General features: G+C 70.3%; 12 protein-coding genes and 1 tRNA gene. 6 read left to right on the top strand and 7 right to left on the bottom strand.

The features are described 5' to 3' along the window. The first annotated feature begins 150 nt into the window (after positions 1–150). The 6 genes from petA to ABIC63_RS13300 all read left to right on the top strand — a co-directional run bounded on the left by petA (position 151) and on the right by ABIC63_RS13300 (position 4,356). Positions 151–771, top strand: a complete 621-nt coding sequence (petA, locus tag ABIC63_RS13325; protein WP_354320086.1) for a ubiquinol-cytochrome c reductase iron-sulfur subunit — start codon at positions 151–153, stop codon at positions 769–771. Positions 772–787: 16 nt separating this feature from the next. Then, entirely contained in the window at positions 788–2,191 is a 1,404-nt protein-coding gene (locus ABIC63_RS13320) for a cytochrome b (protein ID WP_114802304.1), read from the top strand. 24 nt (positions 2,192–2,215) lie between these two features. Further along, on the top strand, positions 2,216–2,971 hold the full coding sequence (locus ABIC63_RS13315; RefSeq protein ID WP_017761644.1) for a cytochrome c1: 756 nt from the start codon (positions 2,216–2,218) through the stop codon (positions 2,969–2,971). 102 nt (positions 2,972–3,073) lie between these two features. Then, complete coding sequence (locus ABIC63_RS13310) at positions 3,074–3,685, top strand: glutathione S-transferase N-terminal domain-containing protein (RefSeq protein ID WP_017761645.1); 612 nt, start codon at positions 3,074–3,076, stop codon at positions 3,683–3,685. Between the two features lie 37 nt (positions 3,686–3,722). Beyond that, on the top strand, positions 3,723–4,244 hold the full coding sequence (locus ABIC63_RS13305; protein WP_354320085.1) for a ClpXP protease specificity-enhancing factor: 522 nt from the start codon (positions 3,723–3,725) through the stop codon (positions 4,242–4,244). Positions 4,245–4,280: 36 nt separating this feature from the next. Then, positions 4,281–4,356 (top strand) — tRNA-Thr (locus tag ABIC63_RS13300). A 181-nt stretch (positions 4,357–4,537) separates the two neighbouring features. On the opposite strand, the gene ABIC63_RS13295 is transcribed toward ABIC63_RS13300, so the two are convergent. The 7 genes from ABIC63_RS13295 to bcsD are packed head-to-tail and all read right to left on the bottom strand — an operon-like array spanning position 4,538 to position 16,347. Continuing rightward, entirely contained in the window at positions 4,538–8,929 is a 4,392-nt protein-coding gene (locus ABIC63_RS13295; protein WP_354320084.1) for a cellulose biosynthesis protein BcsC, read from the bottom strand. Further along, the gene (gene bcsZ, locus ABIC63_RS13290) at positions 8,911–10,119 is read right to left on the bottom strand and encodes a cellulose synthase complex periplasmic endoglucanase BcsZ (protein ID WP_354320083.1); all 1,209 of its coding nucleotides are present in this window, start codon (positions 10,117–10,119) and stop codon (positions 8,911–8,913) included. Before bcsZ ends, ABIC63_RS13295 begins: the two co-directional genes overlap by 19 nt. A gap of 10 nt (positions 10,120–10,129) precedes the next feature. Next, positions 10,130–12,436, bottom strand: coding sequence for a cellulose biosynthesis cyclic di-GMP-binding regulatory protein BcsB (gene bcsB, locus ABIC63_RS13285; protein WP_354320082.1), 2,307 nt, complete (start codon positions 12,434–12,436; stop codon positions 10,130–10,132). 5 nt (positions 12,437–12,441) lie between these two features. Beyond that, on the bottom strand, positions 12,442–14,607 hold the full coding sequence (gene bcsA, locus ABIC63_RS13280) for a UDP-forming cellulose synthase catalytic subunit (RefSeq protein WP_354320081.1): 2,166 nt from the start codon (positions 14,605–14,607) through the stop codon (positions 12,442–12,444). A 46-nt stretch (positions 14,608–14,653) separates the two neighbouring features. Further along, the gene (gene bcsQ / locus ABIC63_RS13275) at positions 14,654–15,445 is read right to left on the bottom strand and encodes a cellulose biosynthesis protein BcsQ (protein WP_114802310.1); all 792 of its coding nucleotides are present in this window, start codon (positions 15,443–15,445) and stop codon (positions 14,654–14,656) included. Positions 15,446–15,451: 6 nt separating this feature from the next. After that, entirely contained in the window at positions 15,452–15,850 is a 399-nt protein-coding gene (locus tag ABIC63_RS13270) for a hypothetical protein (protein WP_114802311.1), read from the bottom strand. A gap of 8 nt (positions 15,851–15,858) precedes the next feature. Then, on the bottom strand, positions 15,859–16,347 hold the full coding sequence (gene bcsD, locus ABIC63_RS13265; RefSeq protein WP_354320080.1) for a cellulose biosynthesis protein BcsD: 489 nt from the start codon (positions 16,345–16,347) through the stop codon (positions 15,859–15,861). Positions 16,348–16,764 lie beyond the last annotated feature (417 nt).

Below are 16,764 nucleotides of genomic sequence, written 5' to 3'. Positions count from 1 at the left end.
GATCCGCGGTTGTCGGGCCTTTTCCTGCCTCTTGGCGGACGGCCGCGACGGCTTGGATATCGGGGGTGTCCCGCGTTGAAGCAGCGAAAACCCCTCCGCTAAAATTGTTTGTTGACCCGGCACAGCCCACAAGTACATCGAGGAACCCCCATGAGTGATATCCCGGTCGGCCCGAAACGGGTCGACGCCAGCAAGCGGACCTGGCTGATTGCATCCGGCTGTGCCGGCGCTGTGGGTGGGGTTGCCACAGCGATTCCCTTCGTGAGCACCTTCCAGCCGTCCGAAAAAGCCAAGGCGGCCGGCGCGCCGGTCGAGGTCGACATCGGCGGCCTGCAGGTCGGCGAAAAGATCACGGTCGAATGGCGTGGCAAGCCCGTCTGGATCCTCAAGCGCTCGCCCACGCAGATCGCGGAGCTGCCCAAGCTGGATCCGCTGCTCGCCGATCCGCTGTCCAAGCGCAATCCGTCCGAATTCACGCCCAAGTACGCCCAGAACGAGAACCGCTCGATCAAGCCGGAGGTGCTGGTCGTGGTCGGCATCTGCACCCACCTGGGCTGCTCGCCCACCGACAAGCTGCAGGCGGGTCCTCAGCCCTCGCTGCCCGACGACTGGCAGGGCGGTTTCCTCTGCCCTTGCCACGGCTCGACCTTCGATCTGGCCGGCCGCGTGTTCAAGAACAAGCCCGCGCCCGACAACCTGCCCGTTCCGCCGCACAGGTACCTGTCGGAAACGCGCCTGTTGATCGGCGAAGACGGCAACGCCAACGCCTGAGCGGGAGGAGACACCCATGGCCGAATTCAAGGACATCTCGCCCAACGCGCCCGCCGGCGCCAAGCTGGGCAACTGGCTGCACAACCGCTTCCCGACCGCCTTCGACGCCTACCGCGTCCACATGTCGGAGTACTACGCGCCGAAGAATTTCAACTTCTGGTACATCTTCGGCTCGCTGGCGCTGCTGGTGCTGGTCATCCAGATCGTGACCGGCATCTTCCTGGTGATGCACTACAAGCCCGATGCGACCCAGGCCTTCGCCTCGGTCGAGTACATCATGCGCGACGTGCCCTGGGGCTGGCTGATCCGCTACATGCACTCCACCGGCGCTTCGGCCTTCTTCGTGGTGGTGTATCTCCACATGTTCCGCGGCCTGCTGTACGGCAGTTACCGCAAGCCGCGCGAGCTGGTCTGGATCTTCGGCTGCGCGATCTTCCTGTGCCTGATGGCCGAGGCCTTCATGGGCTACCTGCTGCCCTGGGGCCAGATGTCCTACTGGGGCGCGCAGGTGATCGTGAACCTGTTCTCCGCGATTCCCTTCATCGGACCCGACCTGGCGCTGCTGATCCGTGGCGACTATGTGGTGAGCGACGCCACCCTCAACCGCTTCTTCAGCTTCCACGTGATCGCGGTGCCGCTGGTGCTGCTGGGCCTGGTGGTGGCGCACCTGCTGGCGCTGCACGACGTGGGTTCCAACAACCCCGACGGCATCGAGATCAAGGCCAACAAGGACGCGCAGGGCCGGCCGCTGGACGGCATCCCGTTCCACCCGTACTACACGGTGCACGACATCTTCGCGGTCGTGATGTTCCTGATCGTGTTCACGGCGGTGATCTTCTTCGCGCCGGAAATGGGCGGCTACTTCCTGGAGTACAACAACTTCATCCCGGCCGATCCGCTCAAGACGCCCAACCACATCGCCCCGGTCTGGTACTTCACGCCCTTCTATTCGATGCTGCGCGCCATCACCAGCGAGATGATGTATGCCCTCATCGCCTGCGTCGTCGGTGCCGCGGTGTTCGGCGTCTGGAAGACGCGCATGGCCAGCGTCGCCAAGATCGCCGTGGTGGTGGCCGCCGTCATTGCCTGCGCGATGATGCTGTCCATCGACGCCAAGTTCTGGGGCGTGGTCGTCATGGGTGGCGCCGTGATCATCCTGTTCTTCCTGCCCTGGCTGGACAAGAGCCCGGTGAAGTCGATCCGCTACCGTCCTTCCTGGCACAAGTACCTCTACGGCGTGTTCGTCGTCGTCTTCGTGGTGCTGGCCTATCTGGGTGTGCAGCCGCCGTCTCCCATCGGCGAGCGTGTGTCGCAGGTCGGTACCCTGTTCTATTTCGGCTTCTTCCTGCTCATGCCGTGGTGGACCCGCCTGGGCGAGTTCAAGCCCGTGCCCGAGCGCGTGACCTTTGCCGCGCACTGACCGAGCCGCCGGAGAAGCATCCCCATGAAGAAACTGATCCTCTCGCTGATGATGGCGCTGGGCCTTGCCACGGGCGCCCTGGCGGCCGAAGGCGGCATCGCCTGGGACAAGGCGCCGGTGCGCACCAACGACCTGGCTTCGCTGCAGAACGGCGCCAAGCTTTTCGTCAATTACTGCCTCAACTGCCACTCGGCCGCCTTCATGCGCTACAACCGCCTGCAGGACATCGGCCTCTCCGAACAGCAGATCAAGGACAATCTGCTGTTCACCACCGAAAAGGTGGGTGACACGATGAAGGCCAACATCGATGCCCGACAGGCCAAGGAATGGTTCGGCGGCACCCCGCCCGACCTCACTTTGGTGGCGCGTTCGCGCGCAGGTCACAATGGCACCGGTGCCGACTACCTCTACACCTACCTGCGCACCTACTACCGCGACGACACCAAGGCAACCGGCTGGAACAACCTGGCTTTCCCGAGCGTAGGCATGCCCAACGTGCTGTGGGAACTCCAGGGCGAGCGCCGCCCGGTCTATGACAAGGTGGAGCAGCACGGCCACGAAACCGAGGTGCTCAAGGGCTGGGAGCAGGTCAAGCCGGGCAAGATGACGCCCCTGCAGTTCGACCAGGCCGTTGGCGATCTGGTCAATTACCTGCAGTGGATGGCAGAGCCCGCGCAGAACACCCGCGTGCGCGTCGGCGTGTGGGTGTTGCTGTTCCTGGCGGTGTCGCTGGTCTTCGTCTGGCGTCTCAATGCCGCGTTCTGGAAGGACGTGAAGTAGAGAGGACACAGACGGCGTGGCCCGGGCTTTCCGGGTGCGTGAACGTACAGAGTGGGCTGCTCAAGCGGCCCACTCTTTTTTGATTTTTTGGAGCCTTTCGCCATGATGGTGCTGTATTCCGGAACGACCTGCCCTTTCTCCCACCGCTGCCGCTTCGTGCTGTTCGAAAAGGGCATGGACTTCGAAATCCGTGACGTCGACCTCTACAACAAGCCCGAGGACATCAGCGTGATGAACCCTTACGGGCAGGTGCCGATCCTGGTCGAGCGCGACCTGATCCTGTACGAATCGAACATCATCAACGAGTACATCGACGAGCGCTTCCCGCATCCGCAGTTGATGCCTGGCGACCCGGTGGACCGCGCCCGCGTGCGCCTGTTCCTGCTGAACTTCGAGAAGGAACTGTTCGTCCACGTCTCCACGCTCGAGAACCGCGGCGCCAAGGGCAACGACAAGGCCATCGAGAAGGCCCGCTCGCACATCCGCGACCGCCTGACGCAGCTGGCCCCGGTGTTCCTCAAGAACAAGTACATGCTGGGCGAGAACTTCTCGATGCTCGACGTGGCCATCGCCCCGCTGCTGTGGCGTCTGGACTACTACGGCATCGACCTGAGCAAGAACGCCGCGCCGCTGCTGAAGTACGCCGAGCGCATCTTCTCGCGCCCCGCCTACATCGAGGCGCTGACGCCTTCCGAGAAGGTGATGCGCAAGTAAGCGCGCGGCGACGGCAAGAGAGAACGACGCGCCATTCATGATCAGCGCCCTCGAATCCACATCGTTGCGGCCGTACCTGTTGCGTGCGCTCTACGAATGGTGCACCGACCACGGCTTCACACCGTACATCGCGGTCGTGGTGGACGAGACCGTCCAGGTCCCGCGCGAGTACGTCAAGAACGGCGAGATCGTGCTGAACATCAGCTACGACGCGACCAGCGCGCTGAAGATCGGCAACGACTTCATCGAGTTCAAGGCCCGCTTCGCCGGCACCGCGCGCGACATCATCGTTCCCATCGGACGGGTGGTGGCCATCTATGCGCGGGAGAACGGCCAGGGCATGGCCTTCCCGCCGCTCGACGCGCAGGCGTCCGAGGCGGGCGAGGTCATCGCGCCCGGAATGGCTCAGGCCACGCCGGAGCCCCGGCCGGGCATGCATCTGGTGGGCGAAGCCGCCGAATCCCAGCCGGGCGGGTCGGCCGCCGCCATCGAGCCGCCGCCGGGCGAGCCGCCGCGGCCCCCCAGCGGCGGCCGGCCAGCGCTCAAGCGCGTGAAGTGATCGGCCCGCGACCCTTTCGATAGAATCGCGGGCTTTGCCGCTTTAGCTCAGTTGGTAGAGCACCCGCCTTGTAAGCGGTAGGTCGTCAGTTCGATTCCGACAAGCGGCACCAGACTGTCGCCATCCCGCTTGGCGGGATGCCGATCGAAGCCCCCGGACACATCAAGGTCCGGGGGCTTTTTTGTGCCCGGTGCGCGCGGCTGTCCGGCGTGCCGATCGCCGAGCCCGCCATCGGGCCGCCGCCGCCCGGCAAGCGGCCGGCTCGGCGGTCGCCTGCGGCACGGCCGCCGTGCTCACAGCAGCGGCGTGTACGGCGAGCTGAGCGGCGACGGTCCACTGCCCCGGCCAGCGCCCGTGCCGAAGGTGTCGCCGCCATCGAACAGGTAGCGCAGGTACACGCCGCCGCTGAACTCGCGGTAGTTGCGCGCGTTGCTCAGGCTGACCGTCCCGCCCAGGAACATCCGCGGCATCACCTGGTACTCCACCACCGCACCCAGTCCGTAGGCGAGGCCGGTGTTGCTCTGGGCCGCATAGCGCGCGTCGAGCACGCCAGTGTAGAGGTTGGCGGCGAAGGCCTGCCGCAGCGCGGTGGCAGCGGCCGTCTGGCGCGCGCTGTCTGTCGGAAAGTAGTCCGCCGCATCCTGCTGGATCGACTGCACGCCCAGCGAGGCATTGAGTCGCCATGACAGCCGGTCGCTGCGGCCCTCCCACGCGACCGGGAAGGCGAGGCTGAAGTAGCGCTGCGGGCTGAAGTAGCCGCCGTGGCCGTAGGTGAAGTAGCTCAGGTTCTTGTCGTAGTGCATGAGCCCGAGGTTGACGCCGGCCGTGAGCGAGGAGCCGGCGCTCTTGAGCACATGGAAATACAGGCCCGCCCCCAACTCCGCACGGGCGTTGTCCTGGACCTCGGTGCCGTTGAGCGCGGCGGCACCAGCGTAGCCGTAGATGCCCATGGTGCCGTTGTCGTAGGTCATGTCGTAGCGGCCGCCGCTGGCGACCACGCCGCCCCAGCGCTCGCCGGTGCGGCTGTCCTTGGCGCCCGCGAAGGACAGCAGGCTGTCGGTCACCGGCCGGCGATAGAGCTCGGCCTTGTAGCTCAGGCTGTCGCTGAAGCTGCCCTGGTACGCCACCTTGCCGATGACGTTGGTCTCGGCGAAGCCGAGCGGCGTGGTGCCGATGCTGGCGCTGAGTTGCGGTCCCTCGTAGCCCACGCTCAGGCCGACGCCCGCCGCGTCCTGGGCACCCGCCGGCGCCACGCTACCGTAGGCCTGCGCGAGCGTGGCCTGGGGCCCGCCGCCGAAGCGGGCGCCGGTGGCGAAATCCGCCGCTGGCGTGCCCGAGTCCAGCAGCGTGGGCGTGGCGCTGACCACCAGCTTGCCTTCGCCGACGGGAAAGCGTGCCTCGATGGGCGTCTGCAGATCGCTCAGCCGGCTCAGGCCGGATTCGCCGCCGCGGGCGCGCAACACCGTGCCGACGCTCAGGCTGGGGCTGCGTGCGCTCTGAAGGTCGGACAGTTCGGCCTGCAGCGGCGTGGCGGCCACGGTTGTTGTGGCGGCGGGCGCAATGGGCGCCGTGGGCCAGTCGGTGTCGGCCCGTGCCTGCACCTGCACCATGGGCAGGCTGCGCGAGGTGGCGCCTGCCACCGCCGCGCCGGGCACGGGCAGCCAGAGGGGCGCGGCTGCGCCGGCGTTGGCGGGGCCCGGCCAGGAAGCGGGCGCGGCGGCGAGGGGGGGCGCAGGCTGCGCGGGCGCCGCCGCAGTGCCGGTGGCCCCGCCGCTGCCTGCCGCTCGTCGGTGGCGGGTCGCCCCGCCGCTCGGCGCCGGAGCAGAGGACGCGGCGACCGGCGGCGATGCAACCGGCCCCGCCGGCCAGGGCTGCAGCACGTCACCGCCCGCTGTCGCCATCGGCCAGGTACCGGCCCCCGCGCCGTAAGCGGAGGCGGGCTGAAGCGCGCCGGGCGCGGCAGTACCCGACCAGCCCGCGGGCGGCGCCGGCAATGCGCCGGCCGAGGCGTAGACGGCACCTGCGCTCAGCGGCGGCGGAATGTAGGCGGCAACGGCGGCAGGCGCCGTGGACGTACCCAAACCGCCGGGCCAGGCGCCCGCACTGCCGGCAGGGCCGGTCATGCCCGCGAACGGGTTGACACTGGCTGGGGCCGCGCCGCCAGCACCAGGCACGGCGGTGGCCAGGCCGGCCTGCCGGGCTTCGGCCTGCACGGCCGCGGCGAGGAATTGCTCGGCCTGGCGGCTGTCGCCCGCGTTGCGGTAGACGCGGCCCGCCGCCGCCAGCACGCGGGATTCGCCTGGGGCCTGCTTGAGGGCGGCCTGCACATAGGTCTGTGCGTCGTCGTGGTCGCGCAGCGCGCTGGCACTGGCGGCGGCGGCGAGCAGGGTGTCGAGGTCGGTAGGCTGGCGCTGCAGCACCCGCTGGTACAGCGCCAGCGCCTGACGCTCGTCGCGTGCGGCGGAGTACAGCCGTGCCAGCGCGCCGAGCACGCCGGCGTCGTCCGGGCGTTCCGCCAGCAGCGGCGACAGCATGGCGTAGGCCGCTTCCAGGTTGCCGACCTGGCGCAGGGCGTCGGTCTGGCGGATCGCATAGGCGCTGCGCAGTCCGTCGAAGTCCTGGCGTTGTGCGGCCGTCAGCGCGCCCGCCTGCATTTGCCGCAGCAGGGCCGAGAGCTCGATGTCCTGCCGCGTGGCCAGCAGCAACTGGCCGTAGCGCAGGCGGTCGGCCACGCTGGGGTTGGGCGTGCGGCTGAGCAGTTGCCGGCCCATGGCCAGCGCCCGCGGCGCGTCGCCAATTTCGGCATAGGCCTCGGCCAGCTGGCTCCAGGGTTCGGCCGGCAGGTCGGCGCCAAGGCTGGACTGGGTGGCGGATAGAAGTTCGCGCGCGGCCTGCACCTGGCCGCGGCGTGCCAGCGCGGTGGCCTGGGCCGCCCTGTCCTGCACGAAGAGGCGACGCTGCAACTGGGCCATGGCCGGCGTGCGGCGTGCGGCGGGAATCCGCTCCAGGTACTGCAGGCCGGCACGTCCGTCGCCGGTGTCGGCGGCCAGCAGGGCCGACGCATACAGCGCGTCGGGCATGTCGGGCTGGCTCATCAGCAGGCCGTCCATCACCGCGCGGGCCTGCGGTACCAGGCCGGCCCGGCGGTAGAGGTTGGCCAGGTCCAGCCGCACCCACGGGCTGTTGGGGGCGGCGAGCAGCGCGTCCTCGAGCGTGCGCTGGGCGCCGGCGGTGTCGCCCGTCGCAAGTTGCTGCTGCGCCTGTGCGCGGGCCTGCTCGGCGCGCAGCGCCGACAGGTCGCCCATTTGCGCGACCTGCTCGGGCGTCAGGCGTTGCAGCAGGGCCTGCGCATCGGCCTGGCGTCCCTGCCGGGTGTAGACGGTGACCAGGCCAGCCAGGGCCTGCGCCTGCGCGGGCTGGGCCTGCAGCACGCGGCGGTAATTCTCTTCGGCGGCGCCGAGTTCGCCCGCCGCCTGCTGGAGGTCGGCCAGGCCGAGACGCGCCACGGGCTCGGCCGGGTCGGTGCGCGTGGCCTGTTCGTACAGGCGGCGCGCCGCCGCGCTGTCGTTGCGTTCGCGCGCGGCCTGGGCCTCGCCCACCTGCTGCCAGTAGGTCGCGCTGCGCAGGGCCTGCGCCCACTGGCTGGCCTGTCCACCGCGGCTGGCGCGCTCCAGCAACTGGCGCGCCTCGGCATAGCGCTGCTGGCGCAGCCGCACCACACCCAGGCCGCCCAGGGCCTCGGGGTCGTTCGGGTTCTGGCGCAGCACGTCCTGGAAGCGGGCCTGGGCCGTGTTCTCGTCGCCCTGCTGCAGGGCGCGGTAGCCCTGTGCCAGCGGCTGGGCCTGGGCGCTGGCCTGCGCGCCTTCGCGCAGGCGGGTCAGACGGGCGTTCACCGCCTCATCGGTGCGGCCGGACAGGTACTGCTCATACAGCGGCGTGTCGCTGGCCCGCGCGTCCAGCCAGATCAGGGCCTGGCGCCAGGCCTCCCGCGCGCCGGTGGCCGTGTCGCCGCCCTGGCCTGCCAGTTCGGCCAGGCTGCGGATGCCCTCGCGCCGGCTGGGCTCCCGGTAGGTCTGCAGGCGTGCCAGGGCGAGCCGGTAGGCGGCGTTGCCGGGGTTGCGCTGCACCAGCTGCTCCAGGCCGCGGCGGCCTTCGTCCCAACTCTGGGCGGAACCGCCCAGCACCTGGTAGTACTCCAGGGCGAGCGGTTCGGGCACCGGCTGGTTGCCGATCACCTCCCGGTACAGCCGGATGGCTTCCTCGGTACGGCCGGCTTGCGCCGCGGCCCGGGCGCGCTGCAGGTCGTTGGCCGGCGCCGGGGCGCCGGCCGGGCGGCGCAGTTGCTCGTCCAGTCGCGCGAGCCGGGCATCGCCCGGCCGCGCAGCCCGCAACCGTTCGATCCAGCTGCGGGCCGCATCGGCATTGCCACGCGCCAGTTCGAGCTGCGCCATGCCAGCCAGCGCATCGGGTGCGTTCGGGTCGACCCGCAGCAGCTTGCGCCAGCTCTCCTCCGCCAGGTCGTTGCGGCCCAGGGCTTGCCAGTAGCGGCCCTGCTCGACGAGGGCCGTGGCCGCGTCCGATTGGGCCCGGGCGGGCGTGCCGGGCATCAGCGAGCAGACGAGGCCCAGCGCGGCAGGCAGCGTGCGCAGGGACGCGGGGAAGGGGGTCAGGCGTTGGCGGGGCATGGCGGGGCAGGATTCGGCTGCAGCCGGCCGCTGGCGTCGAAGGCGAAATGGCCTTCCAGCCAGCCACGCCCGAAGAGCAGCAGCATGCGTTCGTAATAGGGCAGCAGCGGCTGGCCGGCGGCGGTGCGCAGGTTGACGAAGGCCAGCCGGGCCTGCACGAGTTGTTCATGGCCCAGGGCGCGCAGGTAGGGCAGCAGCGCCGCCGAGAAGCCCGGCGGGCCATCGCCGCGGACCGTGCCGGTGGCGGTGTCGACCCGCTCGGCGACGCGGCCGGTGGACTGCAGCAGGGCGCGGGGCCCGTACAGGCTGTGCAGCAGCGGCGCCCGGCCCGTGTCGCCCGTCGCCGTCATGCCCGCCCACAGGTACACCCGGATGGCGTCGTAGCTGCCTTCCGCCCCCTTTTCGGGATCGGTGACGAAGGCCTGCCGGGCCTCGCTCCAGGCGCACCAGTCGGGCACGAAGCCGTGCGGCGAGGTAGCGGCGACCATGCGCACCGTGTTCTGCGCGATCTCGCTCCAGGGGCCGGCCGGGTTCTCGGCGGCCAGCCGGCGCAGCAGGGGCAGGGGCATGTAGCTGGCATTGAGCCGCCACACGGGGCCTTTGCCCACGCTGCGCGGCCAGGGCAGCAGCATGGCGCCCAGGCCGGGCAGGCGCACCACTTCCTCGCGGATCACCAGCACCAGCATCTGGCGGGCGAGCGCGGTGTAGGCCGGCTGCTGCCACAGGCGCCCGGCCTCCAGCAGCGCATAGGCGATCCACAGGTCGGCGTCGGAGGCGGGGTTGGCATCGATCACGCCCCAATTGCCATCGTCGCGCCGGCCCCACTGCCACGCCGGCAGGCGGCGGTCGGGCTGCCCGTCGCACAGGTTGGCGACAGTCCAGTCCAGGATGCGCCGGAAAGCGGCGCGGTCGCCGTGCACCAGCGAAAAGAAGAGGCCGTAGGACTGGCTTTCCGAGGTCGATTGCTGGCGCGGCGTGTCGAAATCCACGATGCGGCCGTCGGCCTGCAGGTGGCGGGCGGCGAAGGCAGGCCAGTCGCTGCGGTCGAGGCAGGCTGGCCCCGGCGGGCTGGCCGCTCCCGCCTGAGCCCAGACATGCGGTGCCGCGCCCGGCAGCGCGCACAGCAGTGCCTGCTGCAACCAGCGGCGCCGGGCGAGGGGCAGGGAGGGGGAATGGAGGTCTTGCTGCATGGGATCGCTGTCACTCCAGCCGGCGCCGCGCGCGCCGTTGCAGCCCGGCATAGGCCACGGCCGCTGCCAGCGCCGCGGAGGCCAGGGCCAGCAACGCGGGCATGAAGGCATTGCGCGAAAGCTGCCATTGCAGCCAGGTCAGGGGCGGCAGTCGGCCGACGTAGTAAGGCTGGCCGCCGAGCACGCTCTCCACGCGGCCTTCGCGCACCACGGCCATGCTGCCCTGTACGCGCTGCAGCAGTTCTGGCGTCTGGAGCGCGTCCAGCAGCTTGTCGCCCTGGCCCGGCTCGGCCACCACGGCGATCACGCTGCGGCCGGGCCGCAGTGGCGACTCGAAGCCGGCCAGCACCGCCGTCTCGCGGCCGGCGCCGCGCAGGTCCAGTTGCGCGGCCTGGGGCAGGTCCTGCCGCATGCGCGAGCCGGCCACGATGTCGAGCGCGCGGCGCAGCCAGCCCGGCAGTTCCAGCCTCTGGGTGTCGGCCGCGGGCTGGCTCAGGGGCATGCGCGCGCGCCACTCGCCGAACAGCGGCTGGCGGTCCAGATCGCCGAGCACCAGCAGGTCCTTGTCGGCCACCTCTGCCGGCCTGCGGACGTCGCCTACGCGCAGCCGCAGGGCGGGGTAGCCGGTGCTGCGGCCGATCTGGCCCATCAGACCCAGGTAGAGGCCCAGATCCTGCGCCGTGGGCGCGGGCGGTAGCAGCACCGCGCTGTCCGCCAGGTCCGCCAGGCGCGAAAACGGGAAGCCCGCATTGGCATAGGCGGCCAGATCGGGCATGGCGATGTAGTGCGGCAGGCCCGAGAGGTCGAGCGTGGAGTCCGGGTCGATGGCCCCGCGCACGTTGGCCAGCAGCGGCTGGCACTTGCCCGCGCTGGGCTCGAAGTAGTAGTGCAGCCGCAGCTGGCTGCTGGGCGCCAGCAGCTGCGGCGGCACCTGCACCGTCTTCTTCTCGGCCACGGTGCCGTCGGGCAGCAGCGGCAGCGCGAAGGGGTTCCACCACGCGTCGTGCAGCGTGTTGGCGGCCCGCAGCGGCACCGCGCCGATGAAGCTCTGCCCCATGTTGATGTTCAGCGTGGACTGGTCGGGCCGCACACGCGGGGTGTAGCGGTAGTGCAGCGCCAGCGGCATGCCGTGGCTGCGCCAGGTGAAAAGATCCGGCGGCAGTTGCAGGTTGACGCGGATCACGTCGGGGGCATAGCCGCTGACGTTGAGGTCCTGGGCCTGGGCCAGTTCGCCCAGTTGCACGGGGCGGTCGCTGGGCACCCAGCGCGGTGCGTCGTAGGGCTTGCGCGCGGGCGGCGGTTCGAAGCCGGCAATGCGCGCCTGGGCACCTGCGAGCGCGGGAGAACCCAGGGCCAGCGCCGAGGCGGCGCTGCGCAGCTCGGTGGCGTCGCGGCCCATCACCAGCAGCAGCTTGCGCTGGGCGTGGCCGGGCATCGGCACGACCGCGAGCTGGGGACCGTCGATGGGCGGCATCGCCACCCCCGCGGGTAGCGCCTGCGGCGTGGCGAAGACCACCGCATGTCCGTCGGTGGGCAGGGTGTCCTCGCTGACCGGAAAGCGGGCGCCGCGGTAGCCGGCCAGCGCACCGAACCATGAGGCGACGATGCCCGCGGCCTCCAGCACCTCGGGGGTGGCGCCTGTGGGCAGCACGAAGGGCAGCGTCAGCCGGCCGACGTCGCGCCGGTCGAAGAAGGGCACCGGCAGCAGGCGCAGGTCGTTGTCGAGCGTGAGCGGCTGGACGGACAGTCGCAGCGTGCTGCCGCTGTCGATGGCGGCCCACAGGCTGCTGTGGTTGGGATCCTCGCAGTCGCGGGTGTAGTGGCCGACCAGCTCGACCACGAGCCGGTTGAACTCGGTCACCAGCCGGCGGTCGATGGCGATCTCGGCGGTCTGCGGCCGGCCCGCGGCGGCAGGGTCCACCGGCAAGGTGGCCAGCACCACGTCGTTGACGCTGACCTTCAGGTGCGACAGCGCGGGGATCAGCGCCGGCGAGAAGGTGTAGTTCAGCCGCAGGCTGCCCCCGGTGACCAGCTCGTCGGCCCGCACGCTGAAGGGAATGCCCACGGCGCCGCTGGTGCCGCGCAGCTGGATGGCGTAGTCCACGCCCAGCTGGCGCAGCGTGGCCTCGCGCACGGACGGGCCTGCCACGGCCGTGCCCGGTGCCGGGACGGTCGCCGCCGCCGCGCCCGTCGGCGCTGGCTGCTGCGCGTGCAGGCCCGGCGCCGGGCCTGCCAGCAGGCCGAGGGCGAGCGCGGCGGGCAGCAGGCGGCGGCCGGATGCCGGCGACCGGCGGGGCGCATGGGGCGCAGCGCGCATGCCGTTCATTTCGCCGCCTGTCGCACCGAGGGCCGCGGATCGGGGCCGATGCGCAGGCCCGCCTGGCGCAGGTAGTGGAAGCTCATGTCGCGAAGTCCGATGACACTGATCCGGCTGATGTGCGCGAGGACCGACCACACGGACGCGCGGGGATGGTTGCCCCAGCGGGCCGCCCACAGGTCGGCGCGCGCGGTGGTGCACTGCACGAAGGCGCGCTCCTGCGCCAGCGTCATGGCGTCCAGGCGCACGCCCATGCGCCCGTCCTGGTGGTGACGCACCACGGCGTCGAAGCGGTGCTCCTGCGCGCCCGCGAACAGCGCGACCGACACGCGGTCGTCCGTCTTCGCCGCCACCGGCTGCGGCAGGCGCAGGCCCAGGCCCTGCCGGGAGAAGTCGTTGGTCTCGCAACGCATCGACACGCCGTCCGGCGTGTAGAGCGTGGCCGTCACCTGCAGCCGCACCCGATGCGTCTCGTGCCGTTGCTGCGCTTCGTTGGCAGCCGCCACGCAGGCGCCCAGGATCAGCACGTTGTAGACCGTCCAGGCCATGTTCAGCCAGACCGTGAGGGTGTCGTGCGCCGGCACCCAGCCCAGGCGCCACACGCCGAAGCCCAACCCCACCACGTTCAGCAGCAGCAGCACCAGGTAGGGCTTGGCGATCTGCGCATCGAAGTAGCGCTCCGCGATCAGCCCGCCCTTGGCCGTGACGTTGAAGCTGCCCAGCTTGGGATTGAGCAGCGCCACCAGCGTGGGACGGAAGATGTACCAGGCCAGCACCGCCTCGTAGACCTCGTTCCACAGCAGGTAGCGGAACCGCCCCTGGATGCGGCTGTTGGTGAGATTGGCATGCAGGATGTGCGGCAGCGCGAAGGCGAAGATCATGGCCGCCGACGCATGGATCACGCTGGCACCCAGCAGCAGGTAAGCCAGCGGCGCGGTCAGGTAGATCAGCCGCGGCAACCCGTACAGGAAGTGCAGCATCGCATTCAGGTAGCACAGCCGCTGGGCCCAGTTCAGCCCCCTGCCCAGCAGCGGGTTGTCGGTGCGGAAGATCTGCGCCATGCCCCGCGCCCAGCGGATGCGCTGGCCCACGTGGCCGGACAGGCTCTCCGTGGCCAGGCCCGCTGCCTGCGGCAGGGCCAGGTACGCGGTGTTGTAGCCGGCGCGGTGCATCTTGAGCGCCGTGTGGGCGTCCTCGGTCACCGTCTCCACGGCGATGCCGCCCACGGCCTCGCAGATCGTGCGCCGCAGCACGGCGCAGGAGCCGCAGAAGAACGCCGCGTTCCACAGATCGTTGCCGTCCTGGATCAGGCCGTAGAACAGCTCGCCCTCGTTGGGCACGGTGCCGAAGGTGCCCAGGTTGCGCTCGAAGGGATCGGCCGAGAAGAAGTAGTGCGGCAACTGCACCATGCCCAGCTTCGGGTCGCGCCCGAACCAGCCCATCGCGATCTGCAGGAAGGAGCGGGTGGGGATGTGGTCGCAGTCGAAGATGGCGACGAACTCGCCATGGGTGTGCTTGAGGGCCGCGTTGATGTTGCCGGCCTTGGCATGGCGGTTGTCCGTGCGGGTGAGGTGCTCCACGCCGGCGGCTTCGCAGAAGACGCGGAATTCCTCGCGCCGGCCATCGTCCAGCACGTAGATGCGCAGCTTGTCGCGCGGCCAGTCGATGGTCTGGGCCGCCAGCACCGAGCTGCGCACCACATCCAGCGGCTCGTTGTAGGTCGGAATGAACAGGTCCACCGTGGGCCAATGGGCCGGGTCTGCAGGAAGCGGCACCGGCCGGCGCTGCAGTGGCCAGGCCGTCTGCACATAGCCCAGCACCAGCACCACGAAGGCGTACACCTCCGCCACCAGCAGTCCGGCGCCCAGCGTCAGGTCGAGCACGCCGGGCAGCACCAGCGTCTCGGTCAAGCGCCAGTAGAGGTAGCGGGAGGACACCGTCACCGACAGCACCATCATCACCAGGCTGGCGAAGCGGCCGCGGGCGCGGCCGACCACGAGGGCGGCGACGAAGCACGTCACCGACAGCAGGAGCTGCTGCCCGAGCGTGAGCGGCGTGATGACCACCAGCGCCAGCAGCACGAGCGCCAGCAGCCAGCCGCCCACGCGCACGGGCAGCAGGCCCAGCCAGGCGGGCGGCTGTGCGGCGGGCTGCGCCGGCGACGGCGTCATGCGGCGGGCCTTCCCGATGCGCCTGGGGGCGCCGTGGAGCGACGCCTCACGCCTGGGCGGGCCAGTGGCCGGGGCTGGTGGCGTCCAGGTGGGGCAGCAGGCGCCGCACCGCCTCGTCGATGTCGTGCGCGGCCTGGCTGTGCGGCGCGTACTGCGCCACCGGGAGCATGTGCGCCATGGCCTCGCTCACGGCCTGGTCCTGGTGCAGTTCGCCGATGAGGCGCGGGCCCAGCTCGTCGCGCAGGCGCTGGAGCACATCGCGCGCCAGCCGCCGCTCGGGCGCGACCTGGTTGACCAGGTACAGCAGCCCGCCGAAGCCGGCGCGTGCACGGGCGTACTTGTCGACCATGCGCTCGACCAGCTCACGCGTGGCGAAGGAGGCCGCGTCCGCCAGCAGCGGCATCAGCGCGAGCGAGGCCACGCGCAGCACCTGCTGCAGATAGACCGACGGGCCGGGCGGCGTGTCCACCACCACCACGGCGTCGGCCGGCAAGGCCCAGCCCTCGATGGCCAGCGCCAGCCAGTCCGGCTGGGCGGCCAGCGACTGCTGGAACGCGACGAGCTGCTCGTCGTCGAGCTGGCCGAAGGGCAGCAGCACCACGCCGCCGCGGCCGCGCATCATGCTCTGGCGCCAGCCGATGCGGCCGAGCACCACGTCGGCCAGGCCGTTGGTGGGCAGGGGCTGTGGCGCCAGATGCAGCCGCAGCGCGTTCTGTGGATCCAGGTCCAGCGCCAGCACGGGCCGGCCCTGGCGTGCCAGGGCCGCGGCCAGGTTGGCTGCCAGCGTGGTCTTGCCCACCCCGCCCTTGGAGGCCACCAGGGCCAGCACGGTCGCCATGGCGGCTCAGGCCTGGCGGCGCCAGCTGCGCAGCAGCCCATGCCGCACCGCGGGCGGGCTGGACGATGCAGGCGGCTGCTGCGCCAGCCGCTCGAACAGCTGCTGCAGCGGTGCCATGCGCGCATCGTTGCCGGCGGTCGCTGCGCCTACGGGCAGCGAGGGCGCCGCTGCGCTGGCTGCCGCATGGCGAAGCAGTGGCGCCAGTCGCGCGGAGGGCATGGCCGGGGAGGTCGGCTCCGCCTGCGCGGGGCCGGTCCCCGTCGACGGCGCAGCCCCCGTATGGGGCGAAGCAAGCAGGGGCCACTCGGCCGTCGGCTCGGGCGCGGCCGGCGACGCGAACTTGCGGTAGCTGCCGGCGTCGCCGTCGAATTTCTGGAACAGGCCGACGATGTCGTCGGGAGGCACGGGAGCAGTCATCGATCGGCGCGTCGGTGGAGTTGGAGATGGATGCGCGGGCTGACGGTGGGCTCGGCCGCATCGGGCACGAGCGCCGACACGGCCAGCGCGGCGGGCGAGCCCTGGGCTTCGAGCCAGCCCTCGTACACGCCCTCGAAGAAGCTCTGCGCCCAGGGCAGCGAGACGCTGCCGAAGCTGGCCACCAGCGGTTGGCAGTGGTGCTGCAGCCACAGCCGGTCCTCGTCCTCGTGCAGGCGCACGAAGCCCCAGCGCATGTCGGCCCAGGCGCGGTTCATCGCCGCCTCGAGTTCGGCGACGGTTTGGCAGCGCTCCAGCGGCATCGACTGCGCCACTCGCCGGCCCAGACGGGCGAACAGCGCCTTCAATTCGCTGTCCGGGAGCCCTTCGCCCAGTTCCACGCCCAGCGCCTGATTGAAAAGGCGCCATTGCCGATCGCAGTGAACACTTTCGTAATACGCTATTTCTTCGGAGCTCAAGGAGGACATAAAAACGGGACCCGCATCTCAATGGGTCAGAAAAAAACATTCACTTGTAATTAAATGTTTTTAACAAAGATCAGATTTGATTTTCCTTTGAAAACAACAACCTGGATGACATTTGGCGAGAGTTTTCCTCATGTTGGGGAACCTTTCGCAACCATGGTATCGCGCTTTGTTTCTCAACGGCCAATTGGCCGTTGAGGCTGACAGGCCGTCTCCGAGACGATGCAAATCCGGAAAATGTCCTCGCATTGCGAAGGGGACCGCGTCGGACAATTCCGCTTTGCAGCCGGCCCGGCGGGAACGGGGCATGGCCGGCCCTCGTACCGGGGAGGCGCAGGTGCAGGCCGGCCCTGTGCCTGCGAAACAGGCAATCCGTCCAAAGTGCACGGGGGAACGGGCCTTGGCGATGCCTTCCCAGGA

The organism is Pseudacidovorax sp. 1753 (assembly GCF_040544975.1).
Taxonomy (GTDB): domain Bacteria; phylum Pseudomonadota; class Gammaproteobacteria; order Burkholderiales; family Burkholderiaceae_C; genus Xenophilus.
Note: the sequence above shows the minus strand (reverse complement) of the source record. Positions and strands in the feature narration are given on the sequence as shown.

Bases quoted from the DNA above. Each gene is read 5' to 3' on its own strand.
- petA (WP_354320086.1), top strand. From the start codon at position 151: ATGAGTGATATCCCGGTCGGCCCGAAACGGGTCGACGCCAGCAAGCGG.
- ABIC63_RS13320 (WP_114802304.1), top strand. From the start codon at position 788: ATGGCCGAATTCAAGGACATCTCGCCCAACGCGCCCGCCGGCGCCAAG.
- ABIC63_RS13315 (WP_017761644.1), top strand. From the start codon at position 2,216: ATGAAGAAACTGATCCTCTCGCTGATGATGGCGCTGGGCCTTGCCACG.
- ABIC63_RS13310 (WP_017761645.1), top strand. From the start codon at position 3,074: ATGATGGTGCTGTATTCCGGAACGACCTGCCCTTTCTCCCACCGCTGC.
- ABIC63_RS13305 (WP_354320085.1), top strand. From the start codon at position 3,723: ATGATCAGCGCCCTCGAATCCACATCGTTGCGGCCGTACCTGTTGCGT.
- ABIC63_RS13295 (WP_354320084.1), bottom strand. From the start codon at position 8,929: ATGCCCCGCCAACGCCTGACCCCCTTCCCCGCGTCCCTGCGCACGCTG.
- bcsZ (WP_354320083.1), bottom strand. From the start codon at position 10,119: ATGCAGCAAGACCTCCATTCCCCCTCCCTGCCCCTCGCCCGGCGCCGC.
- bcsB (WP_354320082.1), bottom strand. From the start codon at position 12,436: ATGCGCGCTGCGCCCCATGCGCCCCGCCGGTCGCCGGCATCCGGCCGC.
- bcsA (WP_354320081.1), bottom strand. From the start codon at position 14,607: ATGACGCCGTCGCCGGCGCAGCCCGCCGCACAGCCGCCCGCCTGGCTG.
- bcsQ (WP_114802310.1), bottom strand. From the start codon at position 15,445: ATGGCGACCGTGCTGGCCCTGGTGGCCTCCAAGGGCGGGGTGGGCAAG.
- bcsD (WP_354320080.1), bottom strand. From the start codon at position 16,347: ATGTCCTCCTTGAGCTCCGAAGAAATAGCGTATTACGAAAGTGTTCAC.